This window comes from Flavobacterium chryseum (assembly GCF_004362015.1).
Lineage (GTDB): Bacteria > Bacteroidota > Bacteroidia > Flavobacteriales > Flavobacteriaceae > Flavobacterium.
The window spans coordinates 62,759-83,912 of record NZ_SNWW01000008.1 but is presented as its reverse complement, the minus strand read 5'-3'; the positions used below and the strand labels follow the sequence as shown (position 1 = coordinate 83,912).

The 21,154-nt window shown below is 33.4% G+C and carries 23 protein-coding genes; all 23 read right to left on the bottom strand.

All coding sequences use genetic code 11. The features are described from left to right. Positions 1-118: 118 nt before the first annotated feature. The gene (locus EV143_RS15710; protein WP_133508895.1) at positions 119-1,705 is read right to left on the bottom strand and encodes an MDR family MFS transporter; all 1,587 of its coding nucleotides are present in this window, start codon (positions 1,703-1,705) and stop codon (positions 119-121) included. 4 nt (positions 1,706-1,709) lie between these two features. Continuing rightward, positions 1,710-2,789, bottom strand: coding sequence for an HlyD family secretion protein (locus EV143_RS15705; protein WP_133508894.1), 1,080 nt, complete (start codon positions 2,787-2,789; stop codon positions 1,710-1,712). A gap of 12 nt (positions 2,790-2,801) precedes the next feature. After that, positions 2,802-4,121 carry a TolC family protein gene (locus EV143_RS15700; protein WP_133508893.1) on the bottom strand — a complete coding sequence of 440 codons (1,320 nt, stop codon included), beginning with the start codon at positions 4,119-4,121 and terminating at the stop codon, positions 2,802-2,804. Continuing rightward, positions 4,111-4,740: a TetR/AcrR family transcriptional regulator gene (locus EV143_RS15695; RefSeq protein ID WP_133508892.1), complete on the bottom strand. Its 630-nt coding sequence runs from the start codon at positions 4,738-4,740 to the stop codon at positions 4,111-4,113. The genes EV143_RS15700 and EV143_RS15695 overlap by 11 nt, the downstream gene beginning before the upstream one ends. A gap of 197 nt (positions 4,741-4,937) precedes the next feature. After that, on the bottom strand, positions 4,938-5,699 hold the full coding sequence (gene trpA / locus EV143_RS15690) for a tryptophan synthase subunit alpha (protein WP_133508891.1): 762 nt from the start codon (positions 5,697-5,699) through the stop codon (positions 4,938-4,940). 233 nt (positions 5,700-5,932) lie between these two features. After that, on the bottom strand, positions 5,933-6,670 hold the full coding sequence (locus EV143_RS15685) for a carbon-nitrogen hydrolase family protein (RefSeq protein WP_133508890.1): 738 nt from the start codon (positions 6,668-6,670) through the stop codon (positions 5,933-5,935). 21 nt (positions 6,671-6,691) lie between these two features. Beyond that, a complete protein-coding gene (locus tag EV143_RS15680) occupies positions 6,692-7,012 on the bottom strand; it encodes a gamma-glutamylcyclotransferase family protein (protein WP_133509067.1) in 321 nt (106 codons plus the stop codon). Between the two features lie 29 nt (positions 7,013-7,041). Then, the gene (gene trpB, locus EV143_RS15675; protein ID WP_133508889.1) at positions 7,042-8,223 is read right to left on the bottom strand and encodes a tryptophan synthase subunit beta; all 1,182 of its coding nucleotides are present in this window, start codon (positions 8,221-8,223) and stop codon (positions 7,042-7,044) included. Positions 8,224-8,235: 12 nt separating this feature from the next. Beyond that, positions 8,236-8,868 carry a phosphoribosylanthranilate isomerase gene (locus EV143_RS15670; protein WP_133508888.1) on the bottom strand — a complete coding sequence of 211 codons (633 nt, stop codon included), beginning with the start codon at positions 8,866-8,868 and terminating at the stop codon, positions 8,236-8,238. A 148-nt stretch (positions 8,869-9,016) separates the two neighbouring features. Further along, positions 9,017-9,799 carry an indole-3-glycerol phosphate synthase TrpC gene (trpC, locus tag EV143_RS15665; RefSeq protein WP_133508887.1) on the bottom strand — a complete coding sequence of 261 codons (783 nt, stop codon included), beginning with the start codon at positions 9,797-9,799 and terminating at the stop codon, positions 9,017-9,019. A gap of 59 nt (positions 9,800-9,858) precedes the next feature. Continuing rightward, on the bottom strand, positions 9,859-10,227 hold the full coding sequence (locus EV143_RS15660) for a four helix bundle protein (RefSeq protein WP_133508886.1): 369 nt from the start codon (positions 10,225-10,227) through the stop codon (positions 9,859-9,861). Positions 10,228-10,240: 13 nt separating this feature from the next. Continuing rightward, positions 10,241-11,233 (bottom strand): anthranilate phosphoribosyltransferase, encoded by a 993-nt coding sequence (trpD, locus tag EV143_RS15655; RefSeq protein WP_133508885.1) that lies wholly within the window; start codon positions 11,231-11,233, stop codon positions 10,241-10,243. Between the two features lie 85 nt (positions 11,234-11,318). After that, positions 11,319-11,723, bottom strand: coding sequence for a GNAT family N-acetyltransferase (locus EV143_RS15650; RefSeq protein ID WP_133508884.1), 405 nt, complete (start codon positions 11,721-11,723; stop codon positions 11,319-11,321). 95 nt (positions 11,724-11,818) lie between these two features. After that, complete coding sequence (locus tag EV143_RS15645; protein WP_133508883.1) at positions 11,819-12,385, bottom strand: anthranilate synthase component II; 567 nt, start codon at positions 12,383-12,385, stop codon at positions 11,819-11,821. Between the two features lie 81 nt (positions 12,386-12,466). Then, the gene (locus tag EV143_RS15640) at positions 12,467-12,916 is read right to left on the bottom strand and encodes a hypothetical protein (RefSeq protein WP_133508882.1); all 450 of its coding nucleotides are present in this window, start codon (positions 12,914-12,916) and stop codon (positions 12,467-12,469) included. 42 nt (positions 12,917-12,958) lie between these two features. Continuing rightward, complete coding sequence (locus tag EV143_RS15635) at positions 12,959-14,359, bottom strand: anthranilate synthase component I family protein (protein ID WP_133508881.1); 1,401 nt, start codon at positions 14,357-14,359, stop codon at positions 12,959-12,961. A 296-nt stretch (positions 14,360-14,655) separates the two neighbouring features. Then, positions 14,656-15,933, bottom strand: coding sequence for a hypothetical protein (locus tag EV143_RS15630; RefSeq protein WP_133508880.1), 1,278 nt, complete (start codon positions 15,931-15,933; stop codon positions 14,656-14,658). A gap of 205 nt (positions 15,934-16,138) precedes the next feature. Continuing rightward, positions 16,139-16,708 (bottom strand): YceI family protein, encoded by a 570-nt coding sequence (locus EV143_RS15625; protein WP_133508879.1) that lies wholly within the window; start codon positions 16,706-16,708, stop codon positions 16,139-16,141. A gap of 30 nt (positions 16,709-16,738) precedes the next feature. Next, positions 16,739-17,371: an NAD(P)H-dependent oxidoreductase gene (locus tag EV143_RS15620; protein WP_133508878.1), complete on the bottom strand. Its 633-nt coding sequence runs from the start codon at positions 17,369-17,371 to the stop codon at positions 16,739-16,741. A gap of 11 nt (positions 17,372-17,382) precedes the next feature. Beyond that, positions 17,383-17,838 (bottom strand): MarR family winged helix-turn-helix transcriptional regulator, encoded by a 456-nt coding sequence (locus tag EV143_RS15615; RefSeq protein WP_133509066.1) that lies wholly within the window; start codon positions 17,836-17,838, stop codon positions 17,383-17,385. A gap of 198 nt (positions 17,839-18,036) precedes the next feature. Further along, on the bottom strand, positions 18,037-19,614 hold the full coding sequence (locus tag EV143_RS15610) for a glycerol-3-phosphate dehydrogenase/oxidase (RefSeq protein WP_133508877.1): 1,578 nt from the start codon (positions 19,612-19,614) through the stop codon (positions 18,037-18,039). Positions 19,615-20,019: 405 nt separating this feature from the next. After that, positions 20,020-20,499: a DUF6691 family protein gene (locus EV143_RS15605; protein WP_133508876.1), complete on the bottom strand. Its 480-nt coding sequence runs from the start codon at positions 20,497-20,499 to the stop codon at positions 20,020-20,022. An 11-nt stretch (positions 20,500-20,510) separates the two neighbouring features. After that, positions 20,511-21,074 carry a YeeE/YedE family protein gene (locus EV143_RS15600; protein WP_133508875.1) on the bottom strand — a complete coding sequence of 188 codons (564 nt, stop codon included), beginning with the start codon at positions 21,072-21,074 and terminating at the stop codon, positions 20,511-20,513. Positions 21,075-21,154: the final 80 nt, after the last annotated feature.

Genomic DNA, 21,154 nt, shown 5'->3' with positions numbered 1-21,154 from the left:
CGAGCCATATTGTAGGTAGGGATTTTAATCCCTTCAATTTTAAAAATAAAATAAAAAAAGCCGGGTTAAATTAATAACTCGGCTTTTTCGTATTATAAATCAATTATTATAATTATTATTAATGCATTGCATCAGCAGGATTAATCTTGTTTTTCCCTTTTTTAATAAAAAGGATAATTGGTATACAGCATAAGAACATGATTCCTAAATACATGAAAATATCTATGTATGACATTACAGTACTTTGTTTCATTACTGAATATTCTAAAGCCTGATAGGTTTTTTTAAGGGCAACATCGGCACTATATCCTTTTGACATAAATGCTTGTTGCATTCCGGCAATACGTTGCTGAACATCGTATTTTGCAGGATCTAAATTCGTCAATAAATTTACTCTGTGTTCCTGGCTAAAACGGGTAATAAAAGTTGTTATAATCGCGATACCAAATGATCCTCCTAATTGACGCATCATTCCGGTAAAAGCAGCTCCTTCACCAATATTTTTTCCTTTTAATGTTGAAAGTGAAAGTGTTGTAATAGGTACAAAAAGTAATCCTAAACCAATTCCTCTTAAAATTAAAGGCCAGTACATATGTTCTACACCAGTATCAGGTGTCATGCGCGTCTGCATCATGAAGGTAAAGAAGAAGAAAACTAAAAATCCAACTCCAACCATATAGCCCTGAGGCACACCTTTCTGAATCATATTTCCAACAAATGGCATCATGATCGCCGTGGTAATCGAACCCGGAATCAACAATAATCCTGCATCAGTCGCCGTCCATCCTAAAATAGATTGCGTGTAAATTGGAATAATTAAGGTTGATCCGTATAAACCGAAACCAAGAATAAAACACATTACGGTTCCTATTCTTAAATTCCCATCTTTTAAAACACTTAAATTTACAATTGGATGTTTGTATGTGAGCTCCCTCCAAATAAATAAAACCAATCCAAGAACGGTAACAACACTTAATGTTACAATAAGCGAATCATTAAACCAGTCATCTTGTTGTCCGTGTTCCAAAACAAATTGCAGCGATCCAATAAAAGCGGTTAACAATACAATTCCCCACCAGTCAACCTGATTTGCTTTTAATTTTTCTCCGTATTTCGGGCTTCTTACGAAACTAATAGCCAAAATTGTTGCTATAATTCCTAACGGAATATTGATATAAAAAATATAAGGCCAAGAGTAATGATCTACTAAATATCCTCCCAAAGGCGGACCAAGAGTAGGGCCAACAATTACTCCCATTCCGTAAATAGCTTGCGCCATACCACGTTTTGCAACGGGATAACTTTCGGTAATAATCGTTTGGGCAGTTACTAATAATGCTCCTCCGCCCATACCTTGTACGAACCTAAAAGCTACCAGTTCCCAAATATTACTGGCGTTTCCGCATAAAAAAGAACAGACGGTAAATATTATGATAGAAGCCACAAAATAATTACGTCTTCCAAATTGTTGCGAAAGCCAACTTGTCATCGGAATTACAATAACATTCGCAATAGCGTATGCTGTAATTACCCAAGCTACATCAGTCAAAGTAGCACCAAGGCTACCTCGCATGTCTGTTAGCGCTACGTTTACAATTGTGGTATCTACAATTTCCAGCAAGGCACAAAGTACTGCTGTAATCGTAATGATGACACGTCTGTAACCGTATTCTACTAAATCGTCTTCTCCTTGTACTGCTGTCATTATTTTATTTTAAATGTACGTCTACGTCAACATTCATTCCTGGTCTCAATAATTTTACTTTTTCAGCATCATTAGATGCATCTAAACTAATTTTTACCGGTAATCTTTGAATTGTTTTTACGAAGTTACCTGTAGCATTATCTGGAGGTAATAATGAAAAACGAGATCCTGTAGCAGGAGAAAATGATGTTAAAGTACCTTTAAATTCATAATTTGGATATGCATCAACTTTTAAACTTACTTTTTGTCCCACAACCATTTTGTTCAATTGTGTTTCTTTAAAATTGGCAACAACCCAAGCTTCTGTATTATTGATAATGTAAAACAAAGATTGACCTGGCTGAACCAATTGTCCTGGCTGAATATCTACTTTAGAAACCTGACCATCAATTGCTGCAGTTACAACAGTGTAGCTAAGATTTAAATGAGCAACATCAAGCATTGTTTTTGCTTTTTTGATGTTAGCTGAAGCAACTTCTGTTTGCTTATCAGAAACTTTAGATTTCGATTGAATTACCGATTTTTGGTAAGAACTTGCTCTTTGTTGTTGTTCTAAAACACGTACTTGATTTTCGGCTTCGTCTTTTGCAGTCTGAGCTTGTTCAAATTGTTGTTTTGTAATGGTATGCGTTTTGTACAAATTATTGTAACGATTAAAATCGTTTGTAACTTGTCTTAATCTGATTTTAGCACTTTCGATAGAACCACCGGCAGATCTCAATTGAGCATCAGAAACAGAAATACTTGCATACGCGCTTCCAATATCAGCTTTTGCAGCTTCGTATTGACCTTCAGCACCTAACAAAGCAGCATTTGCTTCGTCAATTTTCAATTGATAATCTCTTTTATCGATAGTAAATAAAGTATCTCCTTTTTTTACAAAATCATTATCTTTTACATAAACCTTGCTAATATATCCTGAAACTCTCGGAATAATTGGGTTCATTTTTTTCTCGATCTGAGCATCATCAGTTTCTTCGTGAGCTAATGAGTGCATGTATTTTGTTATTCCGTAAGTTCCGCCCACTAAAATCAATACGGTTATTATAATAATGAATTTAGTATTTGTTTTTTTCTTTTCCATGAGAGCTATCGATTATATTTTAGAAAGATTGAATGATTGTGATAATTGTCCTGATACGGATAATAATTCGTAATATTTTTGAATAATGTTTGCTTTAGATACTGCTGTATTAATTTTGGCACTTAAATTTTCAACATCAGCTTCAACTAAATCATTGGTGTCAGCTAAACCGTTGTCGAATTTATCTTTTACAAGTCTGTAGTTTTCAGATGCTTGTTGAAGCGCTTCATCATAAACCAAACTTTGATTTATTGCCAAATCATAATCTTCAATAGATTGCTGAACTTCATTTTTAATACGATCCGTAACAATAGCTTCGGTATTTTTAACTTCTAAAGCTCTGCTTTCTGCTTCTTTTACGTGAGCGCTGTTTTTGTAAATTCCGGATAAATCATACGTTAAACCTAAACCAAAGTTCATTGCATATTTTACAGTAATAATATCTTTAAGATCTAATGCCGTATAACCTCCAAGCAATGCAATAGAAGGATAATAAGCAGCTTTTGCTACTTTAATATTCGCTTCTGAAGCCTTTTGTTGAAAACGAAGTGCTTCCAAATCTTTTCTGTTTTGCAATGCTAGTGCATCAGATGTTGGTGCATTATTCGTTTTTAGACTGAAGAAATCATCTTCATTAACCTGCAATTTAGTATTTGGATCTAACTTTAATAAAGTAGTTAAATAAAAATTGATAGTATTAAGATTGTTAGTAGCTTCATCAATAGATAATTGTGTTTTTGAAACCAATAACTGTGATTTTAATAAATCATTTCTCGGAATAATTCCGTTTTTCTCTAACTCTGTAAAATCAGTAACACGTTGTTTAGCGCTTTTTTGATTTTCATTTAAAACATCCAAAGTTTTTTGAGCTTTGTACAAAGCAGTATAATAAGTGATTACTCTTAATGCAACATCTTCTTTTGTTTTGGCAGCATTAGCACTTTCCGCTTCATATAAATTATCGTATGCCTCAATGCTATTGTGAATTTTAAATCCTGAAAAAAGAGGCAGGCTTAAATTAGCCATTCCTATCATCGCACGATCAGGAGATGCTAAAGAAGCACTTTCTCCCTGATTTGGCATATCAATCGAAGCTTTTGTCAATCTTTGGTATTGACCGGAAATTTTAAGATCCGGGTATTGATTGTTTTTAACCGTTGATAATTCGTATTTTTTTGTGTTTACCTTAGTATTGGCAAGCGTAACTTCGTTACTTTTTTCCCAAGCCATTTTTACGGCTTCGTCTAAGGTTAAACTTGTTTTTTCTTGCGCTTCTATTGATGAAATTCCGATAAAGAAAATCCCAAAGAGCATTAATTGATTAATTTTCATAAACAAGTAGAGCTTTTATAGTTTGTTGAATGTGCTTTGTAAGACTGGTTTTAATGTAATTGTTATACATTTCCTCCGTATTTAAATTTAATAATTCCTCAAAAAAAGGTTTATTCATATGAAAGTGAAAATAAGTTCCGATGATAGTAGGCGTAAGAAGCGGAATTATAATATCTTTTCTAAAGACACCTTGAGATTGGCCTTGGGTAATAATGCTTTCCACAGATCTTAAGTTTCCTTTTTTTAACTCTGTAAATGCAATCATGCTTTTTTCTCTCTTCTTTGAGTTTAGTTCGAAATGTAAAACCCTGAAAATCCCCTTGTTACAGCTAATTTTATTAATGTAAATTTCGATTAATTTATTGACTTTTTCAATAGGTTCGAGATTTTCCTGTAGTAAATTTTCGAGTTGTAATTTTAAATCAGAAGTTTTGTAGAGAATTAAAGCTTCAAGTAGCATCTCTTTTGAACCAAAATAATACGAAACCATGGCAATATTAATTTTTGCCTCTTTAGAGATATCTCGTATCGATGTACCTTCAAATCCTTTCTCAGAAAATAACCTTTGCGCTACTTCCAGAATCTGAATTTTTTTATCGTTTAATTCGATGTTTGACATGGTATTGTTTCTATTCGAGTACAAAATTAAACAAGTGTTTAAATTAAACGCTTGTTTAATTTTTGTTTAACATAAAATTAACAGAAAACGGTTTAGTGATTTTCGAGCATAAAAAAAGCTGAAATACTTAGTATTTCAGCTTTATCAGTCTGTTTTGTCATTCTCGAAATGACAAACAAAATTTTTATTGCATACAGTTATCTAATTTCCCCAACAAATGCCCTAATTTTCCCAGAACCACTTTCACTCAAATGTTTAATAAAAGCACTTCCAATAATAGCACCTTTTGCAAATTTTGTTGCCTGATTGAATGTTTCTTTATTTGAAATACCAAAACCTATAATTTGAGGATTTTTTAAATTCATGTTGGATATTCTCTCGAAATAATCTTCTTGAACATTTCCAAATCCTGATTGAGAACCCGTAACACTTGCAGAACTTACCATATAAATAAATCCGTTTGAAACGCTGTCAATAAAACGAATACGTTCGTCTGAAGTTTGAGGTGTAATTAAAAACACATTAATTAAACCGTATTTTTCGAAAATAGCTTTGTATTCATCGGCATACACATCAACTGGTAAATCAGGAATAATTAAACCATCGATACCAATTTCAGCACATTTTGCACAAAAAGCTTCCACACCATATTGCAACATAGGGTTAAAATATCCCATAATAATCAACGGAATATTTACGCTTTCGCGGATGTTTTTCAGCTGATCAAATAAAATTTGAGTTGTCATTCCGTTATTAAGCGCTTTTGTAGAACTCGCCTGAATTGTTGGGCCATCAGCCAAAGGATCACTAAAAGGTAAACCAATTTCGATTAAATCAACACCATTTTTTTCTAAATCCTGAATGATTTGAACTGTATCATTTAAGTTAGGATATCCGGCCGAAAAATAAATAGAAAGTATCTTTTTATCTTCTTGTAATTTTTGAGTTATTCTGTTCATTTGTTTTATTTTATATCCTAAAAGGTTTTCAAATCCTGTTAGGTATGTTAAGTTTTCTTGCCACAGATAAAAAGACTTCTACTGATAGTTAGTTGAAATTTTCACGCAGATTTAAATTGATTTAAGCCGATTTGCGTAGATTTTTTTAAACTCTTTTTAATTAAATCTTCTTTAATCTGCAGAATCTGCGTGAAACAAAAATCTTTTTAATCTTTTCATCTGTGGCATTATTTTTAAATTTTCACAACTCGATTCGTCCAATTATCATTCTGATTTTCTATCAATAATAATCCGGAATCTGAATCATTCATTTCAGCAACCAATTCTCCTTTGTTATTCCAAAAAGCACTTTTTCCACCAGAAGGATATCCCCACGATTCTCCACTAAAATTAGACATCAAAACATTCATTTTATGTTTTTGAGCGTAGTTTTGTAAATCGCGATGAGCATTCGGAATTCCGTTTGGAGAAAAGAAGATACTTGCAATGTAAATATCAGTTTCTTTTTTGCTGGCATTTTCCGGATGAAGCGGATTGTCAATATCGGCACAAATAGCAAACGAAATCTTCTGATCTTCAATAGTAATCATCGGATTATAATCAAAAGAAGATTGAAAAAATTCATCTTCGCCCTCGTGCAAAAACTGTTTGGTATAAACCGCAACCGAATTATTCGGAGAAATTATAAATTCACCAATAAATAATTGATCTTCAATCTCAATTGGCGCGCCGGCAATAATTATAATGTTATTTTCAACAGCTAATTTTTTCAAATGATCCAAACGTGAGTCATCTTTTTTGAAAGCCAATTGCTGTGCATTTTCTCTTTCATAACCTGTAATAGATAATTCAGGAAATGCAATTAATTGTGCTCTATTTTGCACTGCCAATTCAATAAGACGATAATGATCAGATAAATTAGCATCAATATTGCCTCGTGTTGGTTTTGTTTGTGCTGCTGCTAAAATCATTTTATGGTTTTATATTTACAATTATAAATTTTCGATATAAACCCAGGCAATAATTCCGGATTTCAATGTTACCTGAACTCTTTTATACGAGTTAGATTCGAATTGATCGGCTTTAGCTAAATCTGCATTAGAAACAGCAAAAGCAACGCCATGAATAATATCCGAAGCATTCTCGCTTGCTACTACCACAACATAATCGGCCATTCCAAATTCTTCCTCTATTTGCAGGCTTTTTAGTTTATAGCCAAGAAGTTGGTCCTGAGTTCCGGTTAAGAATTTATTAAAAACCCGCATTTGAATTTCTTTCGATCTTAATGTTCCGTAAGAAAATAAATATTCCATAATTTGTTGTTTGTTTTGCATTCCTTTTATTACAACTTAAAATACTCAATATAATTGTCTAAATCTTTATCGCCACGCCCCGAAAGACTTATCACCACAATATCTGTCGGTTTAAATTTCTTTTGATCTAGAACAGCAAAGGCATGTGCGCTTTCAATTGCCGGAATAATTCCTTCTAATTTAGTAAGTTGTAAACCTGCGTTCATAGCATCATCATCAGTAACAGAGAAAAATTCGCCGCGTACGGTTTGTGCTAAATGCGCGTGCATTGGCCCAACTCCGGGATAATCTAATCCTGCAGAAATAGAATACGGTTCTGTAATTTGCCCGTCCGGAGTTTGCATTAAAAGCGTTTTGCAACCGTGAATAATACCAACTTTTCCTAATTTACTTGTTGCTGCGCTATGTCCGCTATCGACGCCTTTTCCGGCTGCTTCAACAGCGATAATTCCCACTTCTGGCTCGTGCAGAAAATGATAATAAGTTCCTGCAGCGTTACTTCCGCCACCAATACAAGCTACAACATAATCAGGATTTTCGCGACCTTCTTTTTCTTTTAACTGCCATTTTATTTCTTCAGAAATCACACTTTGAAAACGCGTCACCATATCCGGATAAGGATGCGGTCCAATCGCAGATCCGATAATATAATGCGTGTCAACCGGATTATTAATCCAATCGCGGATTGCCTCGTTTGTGGCATCTTTTAAAGTTCTTGAACCCGAAAGTGCCGGACGAACTTCTGCGCCTAGCATTTTCATACGAGCCACATTTGGAGCCTGACGCGCAATGTCAATTTCGCCCATATAAACAATACATTCCATTCCCATAAGAGCACAAACCGTTGCGGTTGCAACGCCGTGCTGGCCAGCGCCGGTTTCGGCAATGATTCTTGTTTTGCCTAAACGTTTTGCAACTAATATTTGCCCGATGGTGTTGTTAACTTTATGTGCTCCGGTATGATTTAAGTCTTCTCTTTTAAGATAAACTTTAGTGTTGTATTTTTCAGATAAACGTTTTGCAAAATAAAGCGGACTCGGGCGCCCGACGTAATCTTTTAGCAATTGATCAAACGCTGCTTTAAAATCGGGTTCGCTTGTTATTTTTAAATAATTCTGGCGTAATTCTTCTACATTTGGATACAGCATTTCAGGAATATAAGCTCCTCCAAATTCTCCGTAATATCCTTTTTCGTTGACATTAAAATTCATTTTATTTCAATTTTAAAAGTTGGCAACATCAAATTTTCGTTTGAAATTGCTTAATAGATTTTTGTTTTTAAGTCCCGGTTCAATTTCAAATTTACTATTTACATCGATAGCATAAATTGGTAAATTACTTTTTGAAATTTCTTCGATAGCTTTTAATTCATTGATTCCGATGCCGCCACTCAAAAAGAAGGGTTTGTCAGACTTGTATTTTTTTAATATTTCCCACTCAAAAGTAGCTCCGTTTCCGCCGGGCAATTTTCCTTTAGTATCAAACAGGAAGAAATCGCAGACTGGTTCAAATGGTTTTACGATTTCAAAATCAAAATCATTTGCAACCGAAAATACTTTTATGATTTCTATTGAATGACCCATTTTATTTTTCAAATCCTGACAAAATTCAACAGACTCATTTCCGTGCAATTGTACCGCTTGCAAATCGTGTTTGTTTATTTTTTCGATAATATTTTCAACCGATTCGTTTACGAAAACACCCACTTTTTTGATTGTTTTTATTAGTTCCGGAATCGTTTCATTAAAATATCGAGCGGAGTTTTCCCAGAAAATAAATCCCATATAATCGGGCAGGAGTTTACCCACTTCGATTATATTATCGGGATATTTCATACCGCAAATTTTCAGTTTCATTGTGTTGTTTTTTTACCGCAAAGGGCGCTAAGTTTTTATTATATGATTGCCGCTTACAAACGCTAAGTTCGCAAAGCTTTGCTTTTTTTTGTCACGAATTACACGAATTTCCGCGAATTGAATTTGTGTTAATTTGTGAAATTCGTGTTTATTGCAAGCTTTTTATAAATTCGGTTGCTGCTTGTCCTGCGTTATCTGTTTTCATGAAGTTTTCTCCAATTAAAAAACCGCTGTAACCGTAAGGTTTTAATTCTGAAATGGCCTCGACTGTTGAAATCCCGCTTTCAGAAACTTTTACGAAATCATTCGGAATTTGCGATGCCAGTTGTTTGCTGAAATCCAGGCTAACTTCAAATGTTTTTAAATTTCTGTTATTTACGCCAATCATGTCTAAACTGGGCATAATTGATTTTTCTAATTCTTCCTGATTGTGAACTTCCAATAAAACTTCTAAACCAAGTTTCTTTGCAAATTTAGATAAAGATTTGATTTCTTCGCGAGTTAAAACCGCAGCAATCAAAAGAATCAAATCGGCTCCAAAAGCTTTTGCTTCTAAAATCTGATATTCATCAACAATAAATTCTTTTCGCAAAAGCGGAATATTTACACTTGCTCTGGCTAAAAGTAAATCGTCTAAAGATCCACCAAAATATTTTCCATCGGTTAAAACTGAAATTCCACAAGCGCCTGCATTTTCATATCCTTTTACCACTTCTTCAACCGTAAAGTTATGATTGATAACCGATTTTGAAGGAGAACGACGTTTGTGTTCGGCAATTATTCCTGTTGAACTGGTTCTAAGTTTTTGACTCAAAGAAATGGTTTCTCTTCCAAAAAATACAGAATTTTCCAATTGCGAGACCGGAATGATCGATTTTTTAAGAACGACTTCTCGTTGTTTATCAAATATTATTTTATCAAGTATGTTCATTGTTTTTATAATTTAAAGATTGAAAAACTTAAAGATTGAAAAATTAAATTATCTATAAATTAAGCATCTATTTTGGTGTTTAAATATTTTATGAAGTTTGATAAGTTCTGCGATATTTCAATACTTAAATCATAACTTTTTTGAATTTCTAATTGATTACAAAAATTTAGTTCTCTGCATAATATCAACATACTTCTGACTTCTGCACAACTTCCTTTTGAAATTTTTAGATATCGTATTAATTGCTTGTTGTTATTATATTCTGATCCTTCTGCAATATTATTTGTGATGGAAACAACAGCTCTTTTTATTTGATCTTTGAATCCAAATTCTCTTTCAAAAGGTTTACTATTCATTAAATCAAAAATTAATTTAGCTAATTGAATTCCTTTTTTATAAACCTCAAATTCTTCAAAAGATTTTGTCATAATTTTTTAATCTTTAAATCATTAAATCTTTCAATTTATTTAACGCTTTTAACCCTTTTCCAGACAATAAACTTTCTTTCGCTAATTCAAAACCTTCTAGAGGAGAACATTTTGTAACGGTTGCAATTGCCATTGCTGCATTTGCACAAACTACATTATTCTGCGCTTCATTTCCTTTTCCTGAAAGAATATTGATAAACATATCAGCAGATTCTTCGATGGTTTTTCCGCCTTCGATTTCGCTTTGCGATAAAAGGCGAACGCCAAAATCTTCCGGTTTTAACATGCCTTCCATATGATTTGAAATCGTTTTGGTTGGCCCTGTTAGAGAAATTTCATCATAACCGTCAAGCGAATGCAGGATTGTGAAATTGACATTCGTACTTTGGTATAAATACGCATAAATTCGGGCTAATTCTAAATTGAAAACACCAACCAATTGATTTTGTGGAAATGAAGGATTTACCATTGGTCCCAACATATTAAAAAAGGTTTTTACAGCTAATTCTTTACGTATTGGTCCAACATTTTTCATTGCAGGGTGAAATAGGGGAGCGTGCAAAACGCAAATTCCCGCTTTGTCGATACATTTTTCTAAAAATGAAGCATCGTTGCTGAATTTAATTCCCATTTTCTCCATGACATTGCTTGATCCTGAAATTGAGGATACTCCGTAATTTCCATGTTTTGCCACTTTTATTCCCGCACCTGCAGATACAAAAGAAGCTAAAGTCGAAATATTGAAAGTATCTTTTCCGTCACCGCCCGTTCCGCATAGATCGATCGTATTGTAAGCTGATAAATCAACGCGAACACATAATTCTAATAAAGCTTCACGAAAACCTGAAAGTTCGTCGATGGTAATGCTTCGCATCATAAATACAGTCAAAAAGGCTGAAATCTGACTTGGGTTATAACTGCCGCTTGAAATATTAATCAATACGTTTTTAGCCTCTTCTTTCGAAAGAATTTCGTGATTGATTAATTTGTTTAATATTGTTTTCATTCTTTTAAAGGTTCTAAGTTGCTATCCCGAAGCTTCGGGACTGTGTTGCTAAGTTTTTTTGAAAACTGAGACTGAATAATGTTTTTTAATGTTCATTTCCCTGATAAATCCACATTGGTTCTGTTTTTCCGGCTCTTTCAAATCCATTTTTCTTGTAGAAATCAACAGATCTTCCATCAGCGGTTAGCATTTGCATATGAAAGTGACCGTATTTCTCCTGCATTTTGTCCATAATCAATTTTCCAATTCCTTTTCCCTGATAATCCGGAAGTACCAATAAATGTGGATAATAAACCGTTAAATGACCATCAGAAATTGCATTTCCTAATCCAACTAACTTTTCTCCTTCCCAAGCTGTAATTAAAGTTTCTGAATTTAAAAGAGCGTTATATAATTCGTTTGGCTTATTTGCTGAACTCCATTCATTTGCTTTGTATAAAATCAGTATATCATCGATATTGATTTCTCTGGTTTCTGAAATTGTAATCATTTTTTAAATATTCTAAGTTGCTAAGGTTTTGAGTTGCTAAGTTTTTTTCTTTTGTTTCAGATTTAACTTAAACTTGAAAGCTGAAACAAAATAAATTAACTCTTAATCCAGTTCTCCAATATTCTTTTTCCGTTTGGAGTCAAAACGCTTTCTGGGTGAAATTGAACGCCTCTTACATCAAAGGTTTTGTGTCTTAAAGACATAATTTGTCCGTTTTCGTCGATTGAAGTTGCTTCAAGAACTTCTGGTAAATTTGCATCAACAACCCAGGAATGGTATCTTCCAACTTCAAATTCATTTCCTAAACCTTCAAAAAGAATTTCATCAGAAACTACGGTTTTTACATTTGTAGCTACGCCGTGATAAACTTTATCAAGGTTCGAAAGTGTTCCGCCAAAAACTTCCCCAATCGCTTGCTGACCTAAACAAACGCCTAAAATACTTTTCGTTGGCGCATATTTTGCAATTACGGCTTTTAATAATCCCGCTTCATCCGGAATTCCAGGTCCTGGCGAAAGCAATATTTTATCAAAATTGGCGATTTCGTCAATGTCGAATTCGTCGTTTCTGTAAACGGTTACTTCGCAGTTTAAATCTTCCAGATAGTGCACTAAATTATAAGTGAAACTATCGTAATTGTCTATAACTAATATTTTTTTCATTGTATGTTTTTGTTTCAGGTTTCAGGTTTTTTTTGTTTCAAGTTATTGGAACCTGAAACTTTAAACTTTAAACTAAATTTTCTATTTTTCTCTAACGTATTTTTCTGTAATAATACGGTCGATTCCTAATTTTTCTACTTTTTCGATTCCTTTTTGAGTTAGTGTGTCATTTTTAATTTTCACTACAAACTCAAACTTTCCATTTTCCCATTGACGGTTATTAAAATATTCCAGATTCTCGGTGTAAACACTATCTTTCAAAGTATATTTTCCGCCTCCGCCAAAGAAAACTGCATTTGTTGAATCTTTGCCATTATTCAAATCATGATTGAAAAAAGCAAAATGGGTATCATTTATAATTTTAATCATTTTTGTTTTTGAATTGAAAGTCGAGAATGTTGAATCTTTTTCTGTCGTTTCGGCCGATATCAGACGCCAGGTTCCGATTAACGGAATTGCTGTTGATTCTTTCTTTGTTTCGCATGAAGCGAATAATACAATGGCAATAACAAATGGAATTATATTTTTCATAAGGTCTTAGTTTTGTTTAAGGTTTAAGGTTTCAATTTGAAACTATATTTTCTCCGCCATTTCAAGCGCAGTATTCAAAGCTCTTAATTTATTATAAACTTCCTGCATTTCGCTTTCTTCATCAGAACTTGCAACGATTCCGGCGCCGGCCTGACAATGCAATTGATGGTTTTTACTCAGGAAAGTTCGAATCATAATTGCGTGATTAAAGTTGCCTTCAAAATCCATAAAACCTATTGCACCTCCGTAAAAATTACGATTTGTTTTTTCGTAATCTTCAATTAATTGCATGGCTCTGTGTTTTGGAGCTCCGCTTAAAGTTCCGGCCGGAAAAGTATCAGCAACAACTTGCATCGTCGTCGCTTTTTCATGTAAATGACCTGTAACTTTTGAAACTAAGTGAATTACGTGAGAGAAAAACTGTACTTCTCTATATTTTTCAACATTAACATCATGACCGTTTCTGCTTAAATCATTTCTCGCCAAATCGACAAGCATAACGTGTTCGCTATTTTCTTTTTTATCTTCAGAAAGTTCTTTGGCTAAAAGCGCATCACGCTCGTCGTTTCCGGTTCTTTTAAAAGTTCCAGCAATTGGGTGAATTTCGGCTTTTCTGTTTTTTACGATGATTTGTGCTTCGGGCGAAGATCCAAATATTTTAAAATCGCCATAATCAAAAAAGAATAAATAAGGAGAAGGATTAATGCTTCTTAAAGCTCTGTAAACATTAAATTCATCGCCTTTAAAACCTTGTGTAAATCGACGCGATAAAACCAATTGAAAAACGTCTCCCCTAAAACAATGCTTCTTAGCCAAAGCCACATTATGTTTGAATTCTTCATCAGTTAAATTAGAGAAACCTTCGCCTTCTTTAGTAAATTTGTATGAAGCAATATTTCTGGATTGCAGTAATTGCTCAATTTCAGAAATGTTATTTCTTCCATCAACACTATGGCAAAAAATATAAGCTTCATTTTTAAAGTGATTTATGGCGATAATGTTTTGGTAAACTGCATAAAAAACATCCGGAATTGAAGTTGCGTTGTCTTTTTTAGCAATCGAAACTTTCTCAAAATAACGAACGGCATCATAAGAAATGTATCCAAATAAACCATTATTTATGAATTTAAAATCGTTTTTCTCAGACTTAAACTGACTTGAAAATTCCTGAATTACTTCCGGAATATTAGTCGAAGCATCAATTGCAATTTTATTGGTTGTTCCGTCAGGAAAAGTTTTAGAAATAGTTTCGTTTTCAATTTTAATGGTTGCAATCGGGTTGCAGCATATGTAGGAGAAACTATTGTCATTTCCGTGATAATCACTACTTTCAAGTAATAAACTATTCGGAAATTTGTCTCTTATTTTAAAATAAATACTTACTGGCGTAATGGTATCTGCCAGAATTTGTTTGTAATGTGTGTTGAGTATAAAAGGTTTCAAAGTATTCGTTTTTTAGTTTTTAATTATTTTCTGCTTAAGTTTTGACCAAAAAAAAAGGCTTGTCGTGATGACAAGCCTTTTATATTTATAGTTTTGAAAATACCATAGGAAGCTTAGTTCACGACGTTTGACGTAAATTCTTCCACCACCAAGTATTGTTCATTATTGTTTTCATAACTTATTTTGATATCACAAAGATATAAATGTAATTTGGATTAGAATACATAAAATTTCAAAAAAAACTTTTCTAAATCCTGAAATTTGTTAGATTTTATTAGAAATGACTTTTTAAGTACTTAATTTCCAATTGCAATTGTGTTGTTTACATTTGCTCTAAAATCAGGGTTTACTTTGATATTCGGCATTATAAACAAATCACTGTTTTTGATTCTAGTATAACTTATACCTGACTCCGGTTTATTATAATAACTTTGAATTGATGAATCATTACTTGATGATTCACTTGTAATTCCGCCATTACAACTATTAACGATCAAATTTTTGAAAGTTATTTTAGATAAATTTTCTGGTGTGCTTCCCACGTTTGATTCTAATAAAGCAAAAGGAGAAAAACCTGCAATGATACTGTTTGTCATATTAAAATACGTGTTTTCTCTAATATGAAGAGACTCTCTCACAAGACCTTGATTGTTTTCTTCTAAATTAACCAAAGTAATATTGCTCGCATTTATTTTAGTCATTTTTTTAGTCATATCAGTATTTCCAATTTTATCATATGAATCGACTTCAAAACATCTTGAACCTGAAATATCTGATGAAAATGGGTGACGAATCGCGATGCTATTACTGATATTAATTTGTGCTCCTTGTGTAAAATCGAAATCATCATCAGTAGTTCTGTACGATATTAAGTTGCTCATGTTTAAATCTCCGCCATAACATTCGAATGAATCGTCGTTTGAAAAACTTATCTGAATATTATTTAAAACTGTTTTTCTTCCAACACCGGCCAATGAAAGCCCGTTTAGTTCTTTCAAAGCACTTAGTTTTCTGCCTGAAAATTCAATTCTCACAAATTTCAAAATACCTGAATTGTCCTCTGGATCCTGACCTCCATAATGATTCAAAACTGGTTCTAAATCAAAAGGAAGAGTGTGTAAACCTCCCAGATTATTTATAGGAGCTTTTCCCATAATAATTATTCCGCCCCAATCTCCCGGCTTTCTGTCTGCTTTTTCTTTATTTGAAGTAAAAACGATAGGATCAGTTTCCAATCCTTCCGCAATTATTTTTGAACCGTTTGTAATAACAAGAGTTCCACAACTTTTATCATCACCACGAATTACAGTTCCCGGCTCAATTGTTAAAACTGCATTGTTAGTTACATAAACCACACCAACCAATTGGTAAGTATTGCGTTTTAATAATTTTGTGTCCTTATCGATCGTTCCTGCAATTATATTTGAAGCTTCGCTATATTCTAAACTAGCAGGTTTAAAATTGGTCCAGTTAGCCAGCCAGTTAGTATTCCCCACTATTCCTTTTGTTTGTTGTGCCTGAAGAAAAAAAGTACTTAGAAGGCTCAGAACTGCAATGCTTATTTTTGTTTTCATAACTCTGATTTTCATTTCTAATTTTTTGATTTTTTTTATATCTCAAAATTAAAGTGCAGATGTTAATCAAAGAATCATCTGTTATTACGAAAGTGTTACCTTAACGTTAATAACATCAAATTTTTGTAAATAATATAAAAAAGAAACCCTAATAGCACAAACTATTAGGGTTTCTTCAATATAATGAATTAGTAAGTGTGAAATATTAGAATTTCAAAGCTACAGTTAATTCGAAATCATCATTGATAGTTTTGTCTCCTAAGTTTTCGAAGAAGTTACCAGAGTTGTATTTGATATCGTATTTAGTTCTGTCAACTTTAAATGCAGTTGTAGCACTATTTGGGTTTACAGTAAGATTAAAAACTACTGGTTTAGTGATTCCTTTGATAGTTAAATCAGCTGTTACAGCATAAACATTAGCAGTTTTCGTAGTTCCAATTTTTTTGAAAACTAATTTTGAAGTTGGATATTTGTCAGTTCCAAAGAAATCGTCAGCTTTTAAGTGACCATTCAGTTTTCCTTGGTATTCTCCAGTTAAATCAGTAGAAGTTAATGAAGTCATGTCAACAGTAAAACTACCACCAGTTAATTTTTTTCCTTTGAAAATGATAGATCCGTCTTTGAAATTTACTGTTCCTGAGTGTTCTCCGGTTACTTTTTTACCTACCCATTTGATAGTACTAGAAGATACGTCGATTTGTTTAGTTTGTGCGTTTACTGAAACGCTAGCCACTGCTACGAATAATGCTATTGCAATTGTTTTTAAATTTTTCATGTTGTTAAATTGAATTTGGATTAATAATAATTATAGTGTGATAAATAATTCTTCGTGTGATTTTCTAACTTTTTTGAAATGCTGAGCGTCGTCCTCATCATGTCTGTAACCTACAGTAGCAATAACTGAAGCGTTTAAACCTAGTTTATCGAAACCTAAGATTTCATTAAATGCAGCAGCATTAAATCCTTCCATTGGCGTTGCATCAATTTTTAATTCAGCTGCAGCTGCTAACAGAGTTCCTAAAGCGATATAAGTTTGTTTTGCTGTCCAGATGTTTTTAGCATCTTGAGATAAGTTTGAAATTACCCCATTCATCATGTCTGCAAAACCACCTAAAGCCTCAGTAGGAATTCCTCTTGTTTCGCTAATGTTCTTAATGTATGCACTTACAGATTCCGTGCCAGCATTTAAATCATTTGCAAATACAAATATTTGCGACGCATCTGTAATCTGAGTTTGTCCGTATGCAGCCGCTTTTAATTGCTCTCTGATTTCAGGATTTTCTACAATAATAACTTTGTAAGGTTGTAGTCCGTATGAAGAAGCAGCTAATCTAACAGCTTCTTTCAAAGTATTTAAATCAGATGAAGATATTTTTTTTGTTGCATCAAACTTTTTTGTTGCATATCTCCAGTTTAAATTCTCTAATAATGTACTCATAAATATTAATTTTATTGATTTCGGTATTTTTCTAATAATTGATTTAGTAATTCTAATTCTTCAGTACTTATATTCTCAGCAAATAAGTGTTCATGTTTATCTACTTTCGGATCTAATTCTTTTAATACGTCTAACCCTTTTTGGGTTATGGCTACTTCAATTTTTCGTCTATTTCCCGGGCAAACATTTCTCGTAACATAATCCTTCAATAATAATTTGTCTACCAATCGGGTTGTGTTGCTTGTTTTGGCCAGCATGCGTTCCTGTATCATACACATGTTAGCAGGATTTCCTTTTTGTCCTCTTAATATGCGTAGCACATTATATTGTTCTCCAGATAAATCATACGGTCTTATCAACTCATTGAAATGATCCTGAATCACATTTTGTGTGTACATGATATTCAGAATAACTTTTTTCGCATTATCCATCTTAACTGTACTTTTTATAACCTCTTCGATTGTCATAGTTGTAAGTGTATAATTTGTATATACAAATGTATAACTTTTGATAGTTGTATATACAAATGTCATGTTAAATTTTTGTTAATAGAATAAATTGATTTTGAAGTGTAAGAAACCTGTTTAAAAACGAAAATAAAAGTAGTATATTTTATAATGTAAAATATTGATAATTTGATATTTAACGATATTTTAAAATTAAAATTATTGAAATTCAGACAGTAGAAATCCTTTCGATATCTTTTTGAAGTTCAAAACTTCTTTATTTACCCACGATTCATTACATCCAAGTTCTTTAGCAAGCACTCTTGCTACTTTTTCTGAAGATTGAATTGCTGCTCTTGCATCTAAAAATAATAAGCGAACGCGTCTTGCTAAAATATCATCTACAGTTCTTGCCATTTCATGTCGAATAGCCCAAACCACTTCTGCCATCGTAAATTCATGATCTGGATGTACTTTTTCGTTTAATTCCGGTTCGTTTTGCTGTAATTCAATTATTTGAGAAATATCAGAACCATAGATATATAAATGGCTTTTTCGGTCTAAATTTGTAGTAACTTTATTTCCATGAATGGCAAGATCCTCTGTAATACACGGCTTTTTAGAGAGTTTTCCGGTACTAATTGCTTTATTTATAATGTCTTCGGCAATTTTTCTATAAGTTGTCCATTTTCCTCCCGTAATGGTTATCAGTCCGGTTTTTGAAACAATAATCTTATGACTTCTCGAAACTTCTTTGGTGCTTTTTCCTTCTTCCTTAGGCGCTGCTAAAGGACGCAGACCTGCAAAAACGGATAAGACATCTGCTCTTGTTGGTTTTTTTGCTAAAAAGCGCTGTGCTGTTTCTAACACAAATGCAATTTCACTTTCTAATGCAATAGGTTCTAAACTGTGTTTTTTAATTAGTGTATCTGTAGTACCTACAACAATTCGGTTATGCCATGGCACAGCAAATAAAACTCGTCCGTCACTGGTTTTTGGAATCATTAAAGCATGATCGCCAGGTAAAAAAGATTTATCAAACACAAGATGAATTCCTTGGCTCGGAACGATATATTTTTTATAAACCATATCGTTTAGTTTCATGATCGAATTTGTAAAAACGCCAGTTGCATTAATAACCACAGCACCTTTCAATTCATATTTATCGCCCGTTTCGTGATCTTGTACCTGAACGCCAACAACCTGGTTTTTATCGTCTTTCAATAAATTTACAGCCTTTATGTAATTTACAATGCAAGCTCCTTTTTCTATCGCAGTCTGAGCAATATTAATAGCCAGACGAGAATCATCAAATTGCCCGTCATGATAAATCACGCCGCTTACCAAACCATTTTCTTCTACATTAGGAAGCATTTCAATAGTTTTCTTCTTCGAAATATATTCTGATCGCCCCAAACTTAAATTCCCAGCCAGAAAATCATAAATTTTTAACCCGATGGTGTAAAAAGAACCGCCCCACCAGTTGTAATTTGGAATTACAAAAGATTGATTTTTGACTAAATGACCTGCATTTTTTGCCATTAAGCCCCTTTCTTTCAAAGCTTCTTTCACCAAGTGTATATCTCCTTGTTCTAAATAACGTACGCCTCCATGAACTAATTTGGTACTCCTGCTCGAAGTTCCTTTTGCAAAATCAACGGCTTCAACCAAAATTGTTTTATAACCCCTGCTTGCAGCATCCAGAGCAGTTCCCAGACCACTAGCTCCGCCGCCTATTATAATTACATCCCAGTTTTCAGTATTTTTTAATCTTAATAATTGTTCTGAATGTTTCATCTTGCGGTATTTTGTTTTCGGCGTTTATTATTTCTAAAACAAACTTAACGAAACAAAATAAATTAGAATGAATAGGAGTGGAGTTATAATTACATTTAAAAGAAATAAATTTAAGAGTAGGGCGTGCCACCATTTAAAAAAAGGCCTTAATGTACTTTGCGTTCATTAAGGCCTTTTCTTAAATGCTGTCGGGCTATCCGCACTGCTTCGGCAGTTAGCTCCTATCCCTCACGCAAGAACATGATACGAGAAAACCTTTTAGTATATTGTTTTTTGTCAGGCTGAGCGAAGTCGAAGCCTTTTTGCGCAAACAAAGTAGGATAGCAGTACTTTAACTTCAAAGTAAACCCGACAGGTTTTTAAAACCTGTCGGGTTTGATATAGTAATATAATAAGATAAAAATCCTAATGCGGCAACTTATCTTTAATCAACCCATAAAACCAGGTTCCCAGAATGGCACTTAATAAAGTAACTACAATTACAGTAACTCCTGTTCCTATTTGAGCGAAAAGAGGTCCGGGACAAGCTCCGGTAATTGCCCAGCCAAAACCAAACATCAATCCACCGTAAATTTGTCCTTTACTGAAAGTCTTGGGCTGAATTTCTATTTTTTCACCCTGAATGGTTTTAATATTAAATCTTTTAATCAATTGAATTGAAATTATTCCAACCACAACCGCGCTTCCAATTACGCCATACATAAAGAAGGATTGCAACTGAAACATTTCCTGAATACGAAACCAACTAATGATTTCTGCTTTTACGAAGACAATTCCAAAAAAGATCCCGACCAAAAGATATTTTAGGTTTGAAAATGCAGAATCTTTTATTTGACTTCCGTTGATTCCTTCAGTATCTGTATTTTTATTTTCTAAATGAGTCATTTTTGAAATTTTTAAAGTGAAAGAATATAAGGTAAAATCAAATTAGCCATAATAAAACCGCCAATCATAAAACAGATTGTAGCTACCAAAGAAGGCCATTGCAAGTTCGAAATTCCCATAATAGCATGTCCGCTTGTGCATCCTCCGGCGTAACGCGTTCCAAAACCAACTAAAAATCCTCCAACGACAATCATGATAAAGCCACGAAGTGTTAATAAACTTTCCCAGGAAAAAAGTTCTTTTGGCAATAATCCCGAATGATCCGTAATGCCATAAGAAGCTAGTTGCTCAGAAAGCTGCCGCGTAATTTCAACCGGATTTGGATTTGCTAAAAAATAAGCAGCGATAATTCCGCCAAGGAAAATTCCAAAAACGAAGAATAAATTCCAGCTTTCCTTTTTCCAATCGTACTTAAAAAATGAAATATTCGCCGGAATACACATCGCACAAATATGTCGCAATGACGAACTAATCCCGAAAGATTTATTTCCGATAATCAACAAAATTGGAACAGTTAATCCAATCAACGGACCTGCAACGTACCAAGGCCAAGGTTCTTTTATAATTTCTAGCATATTTTAAGGTTCAAAGGTTCAAAGGGACAGAGGTTCAAAGGTAGAGATTCGTAGGAATAACTTTGTCTCTTTGAACCTTT

What these genes read in the sequence shown, in the direction of transcription:
- trpA (WP_133508891.1), bottom strand. Translation starts at nt 5,699, where the DNA reads ATGAACAGAATAACTCAAAAATTACAAGAAGATAAAAAGATACTTTCT.
- EV143_RS15640 (WP_133508882.1), bottom strand. Translation starts at nt 12,916, where the DNA reads ATGAAAAATATAATTCCATTTGTTATTGCCATTGTATTATTCGCTTCA.
- EV143_RS15705 (WP_133508894.1), bottom strand. Translation starts at nt 2,789, where the DNA reads ATGGAAAAGAAAAAAACAAATACTAAATTCATTATTATAATAACCGTA.
- EV143_RS15625 (WP_133508879.1), bottom strand. Translation starts at nt 16,708, where the DNA reads ATGAAAAATTTAAAAACAATTGCAATAGCATTATTCGTAGCAGTGGCT.
- trpB (WP_133508889.1), bottom strand. Translation starts at nt 8,223, where the DNA reads ATGAATTTTAATGTCAACGAAAAAGGATATTACGGAGAATTTGGAGGA.
- trpC (WP_133508887.1), bottom strand. Translation starts at nt 9,799, where the DNA reads ATGAACATACTTGATAAAATAATATTTGATAAACAACGAGAAGTCGTT.
- trpD (WP_133508885.1), bottom strand. Translation starts at nt 11,233, where the DNA reads ATGAAAACAATATTAAACAAATTAATCAATCACGAAATTCTTTCGAAA.
- EV143_RS15650 (WP_133508884.1), bottom strand. Translation starts at nt 11,723, where the DNA reads ATGATTACAATTTCAGAAACCAGAGAAATCAATATCGATGATATACTG.
- EV143_RS15670 (WP_133508888.1), bottom strand. Translation starts at nt 8,868, where the DNA reads ATGAAACTGAAAATTTGCGGTATGAAATATCCCGATAATATAATCGAA.
- EV143_RS15660 (WP_133508886.1), bottom strand. Translation starts at nt 10,227, where the DNA reads ATGACAAAATCTTTTGAAGAATTTGAGGTTTATAAAAAAGGAATTCAA.
- EV143_RS15700 (WP_133508893.1), bottom strand. Translation starts at nt 4,121, where the DNA reads ATGAAAATTAATCAATTAATGCTCTTTGGGATTTTCTTTATCGGAATT.
- EV143_RS15620 (WP_133508878.1), bottom strand. Translation starts at nt 17,371, where the DNA reads ATGAGTACATTATTAGAGAATTTAAACTGGAGATATGCAACAAAAAAG.
- EV143_RS15605 (WP_133508876.1), bottom strand. Translation starts at nt 20,499, where the DNA reads ATGACTCATTTAGAAAATAAAAATACAGATACTGAAGGAATCAACGGA.
- EV143_RS15610 (WP_133508877.1), bottom strand. Translation starts at nt 19,614, where the DNA reads ATGAAACATTCAGAACAATTATTAAGATTAAAAAATACTGAAAACTGG.
- EV143_RS15680 (WP_133509067.1), bottom strand. Translation starts at nt 7,012, where the DNA reads ATGGAATATTTATTTTCTTACGGAACATTAAGATCGAAAGAAATTCAA.
- EV143_RS15645 (WP_133508883.1), bottom strand. Translation starts at nt 12,385, where the DNA reads ATGAAAAAAATATTAGTTATAGACAATTACGATAGTTTCACTTATAAT.
- EV143_RS15600 (WP_133508875.1), bottom strand. Translation starts at nt 21,074, where the DNA reads ATGCTAGAAATTATAAAAGAACCTTGGCCTTGGTACGTTGCAGGTCCG.
- EV143_RS15630 (WP_133508880.1), bottom strand. Translation starts at nt 15,933, where the DNA reads ATGAAAACAAAAATAAGCATTGCAGTTCTGAGCCTTCTAAGTACTTTT.
- EV143_RS15710 (WP_133508895.1), bottom strand. Translation starts at nt 1,705, where the DNA reads ATGACAGCAGTACAAGGAGAAGACGATTTAGTAGAATACGGTTACAGA.
- EV143_RS15695 (WP_133508892.1), bottom strand. Translation starts at nt 4,740, where the DNA reads ATGTCAAACATCGAATTAAACGATAAAAAAATTCAGATTCTGGAAGTA.
- EV143_RS15615 (WP_133509066.1), bottom strand. Translation starts at nt 17,838, where the DNA reads ATGACAATCGAAGAGGTTATAAAAAGTACAGTTAAGATGGATAATGCG.
- EV143_RS15685 (WP_133508890.1), bottom strand. Translation starts at nt 6,670, where the DNA reads ATGATTTTAGCAGCAGCACAAACAAAACCAACACGAGGCAATATTGAT.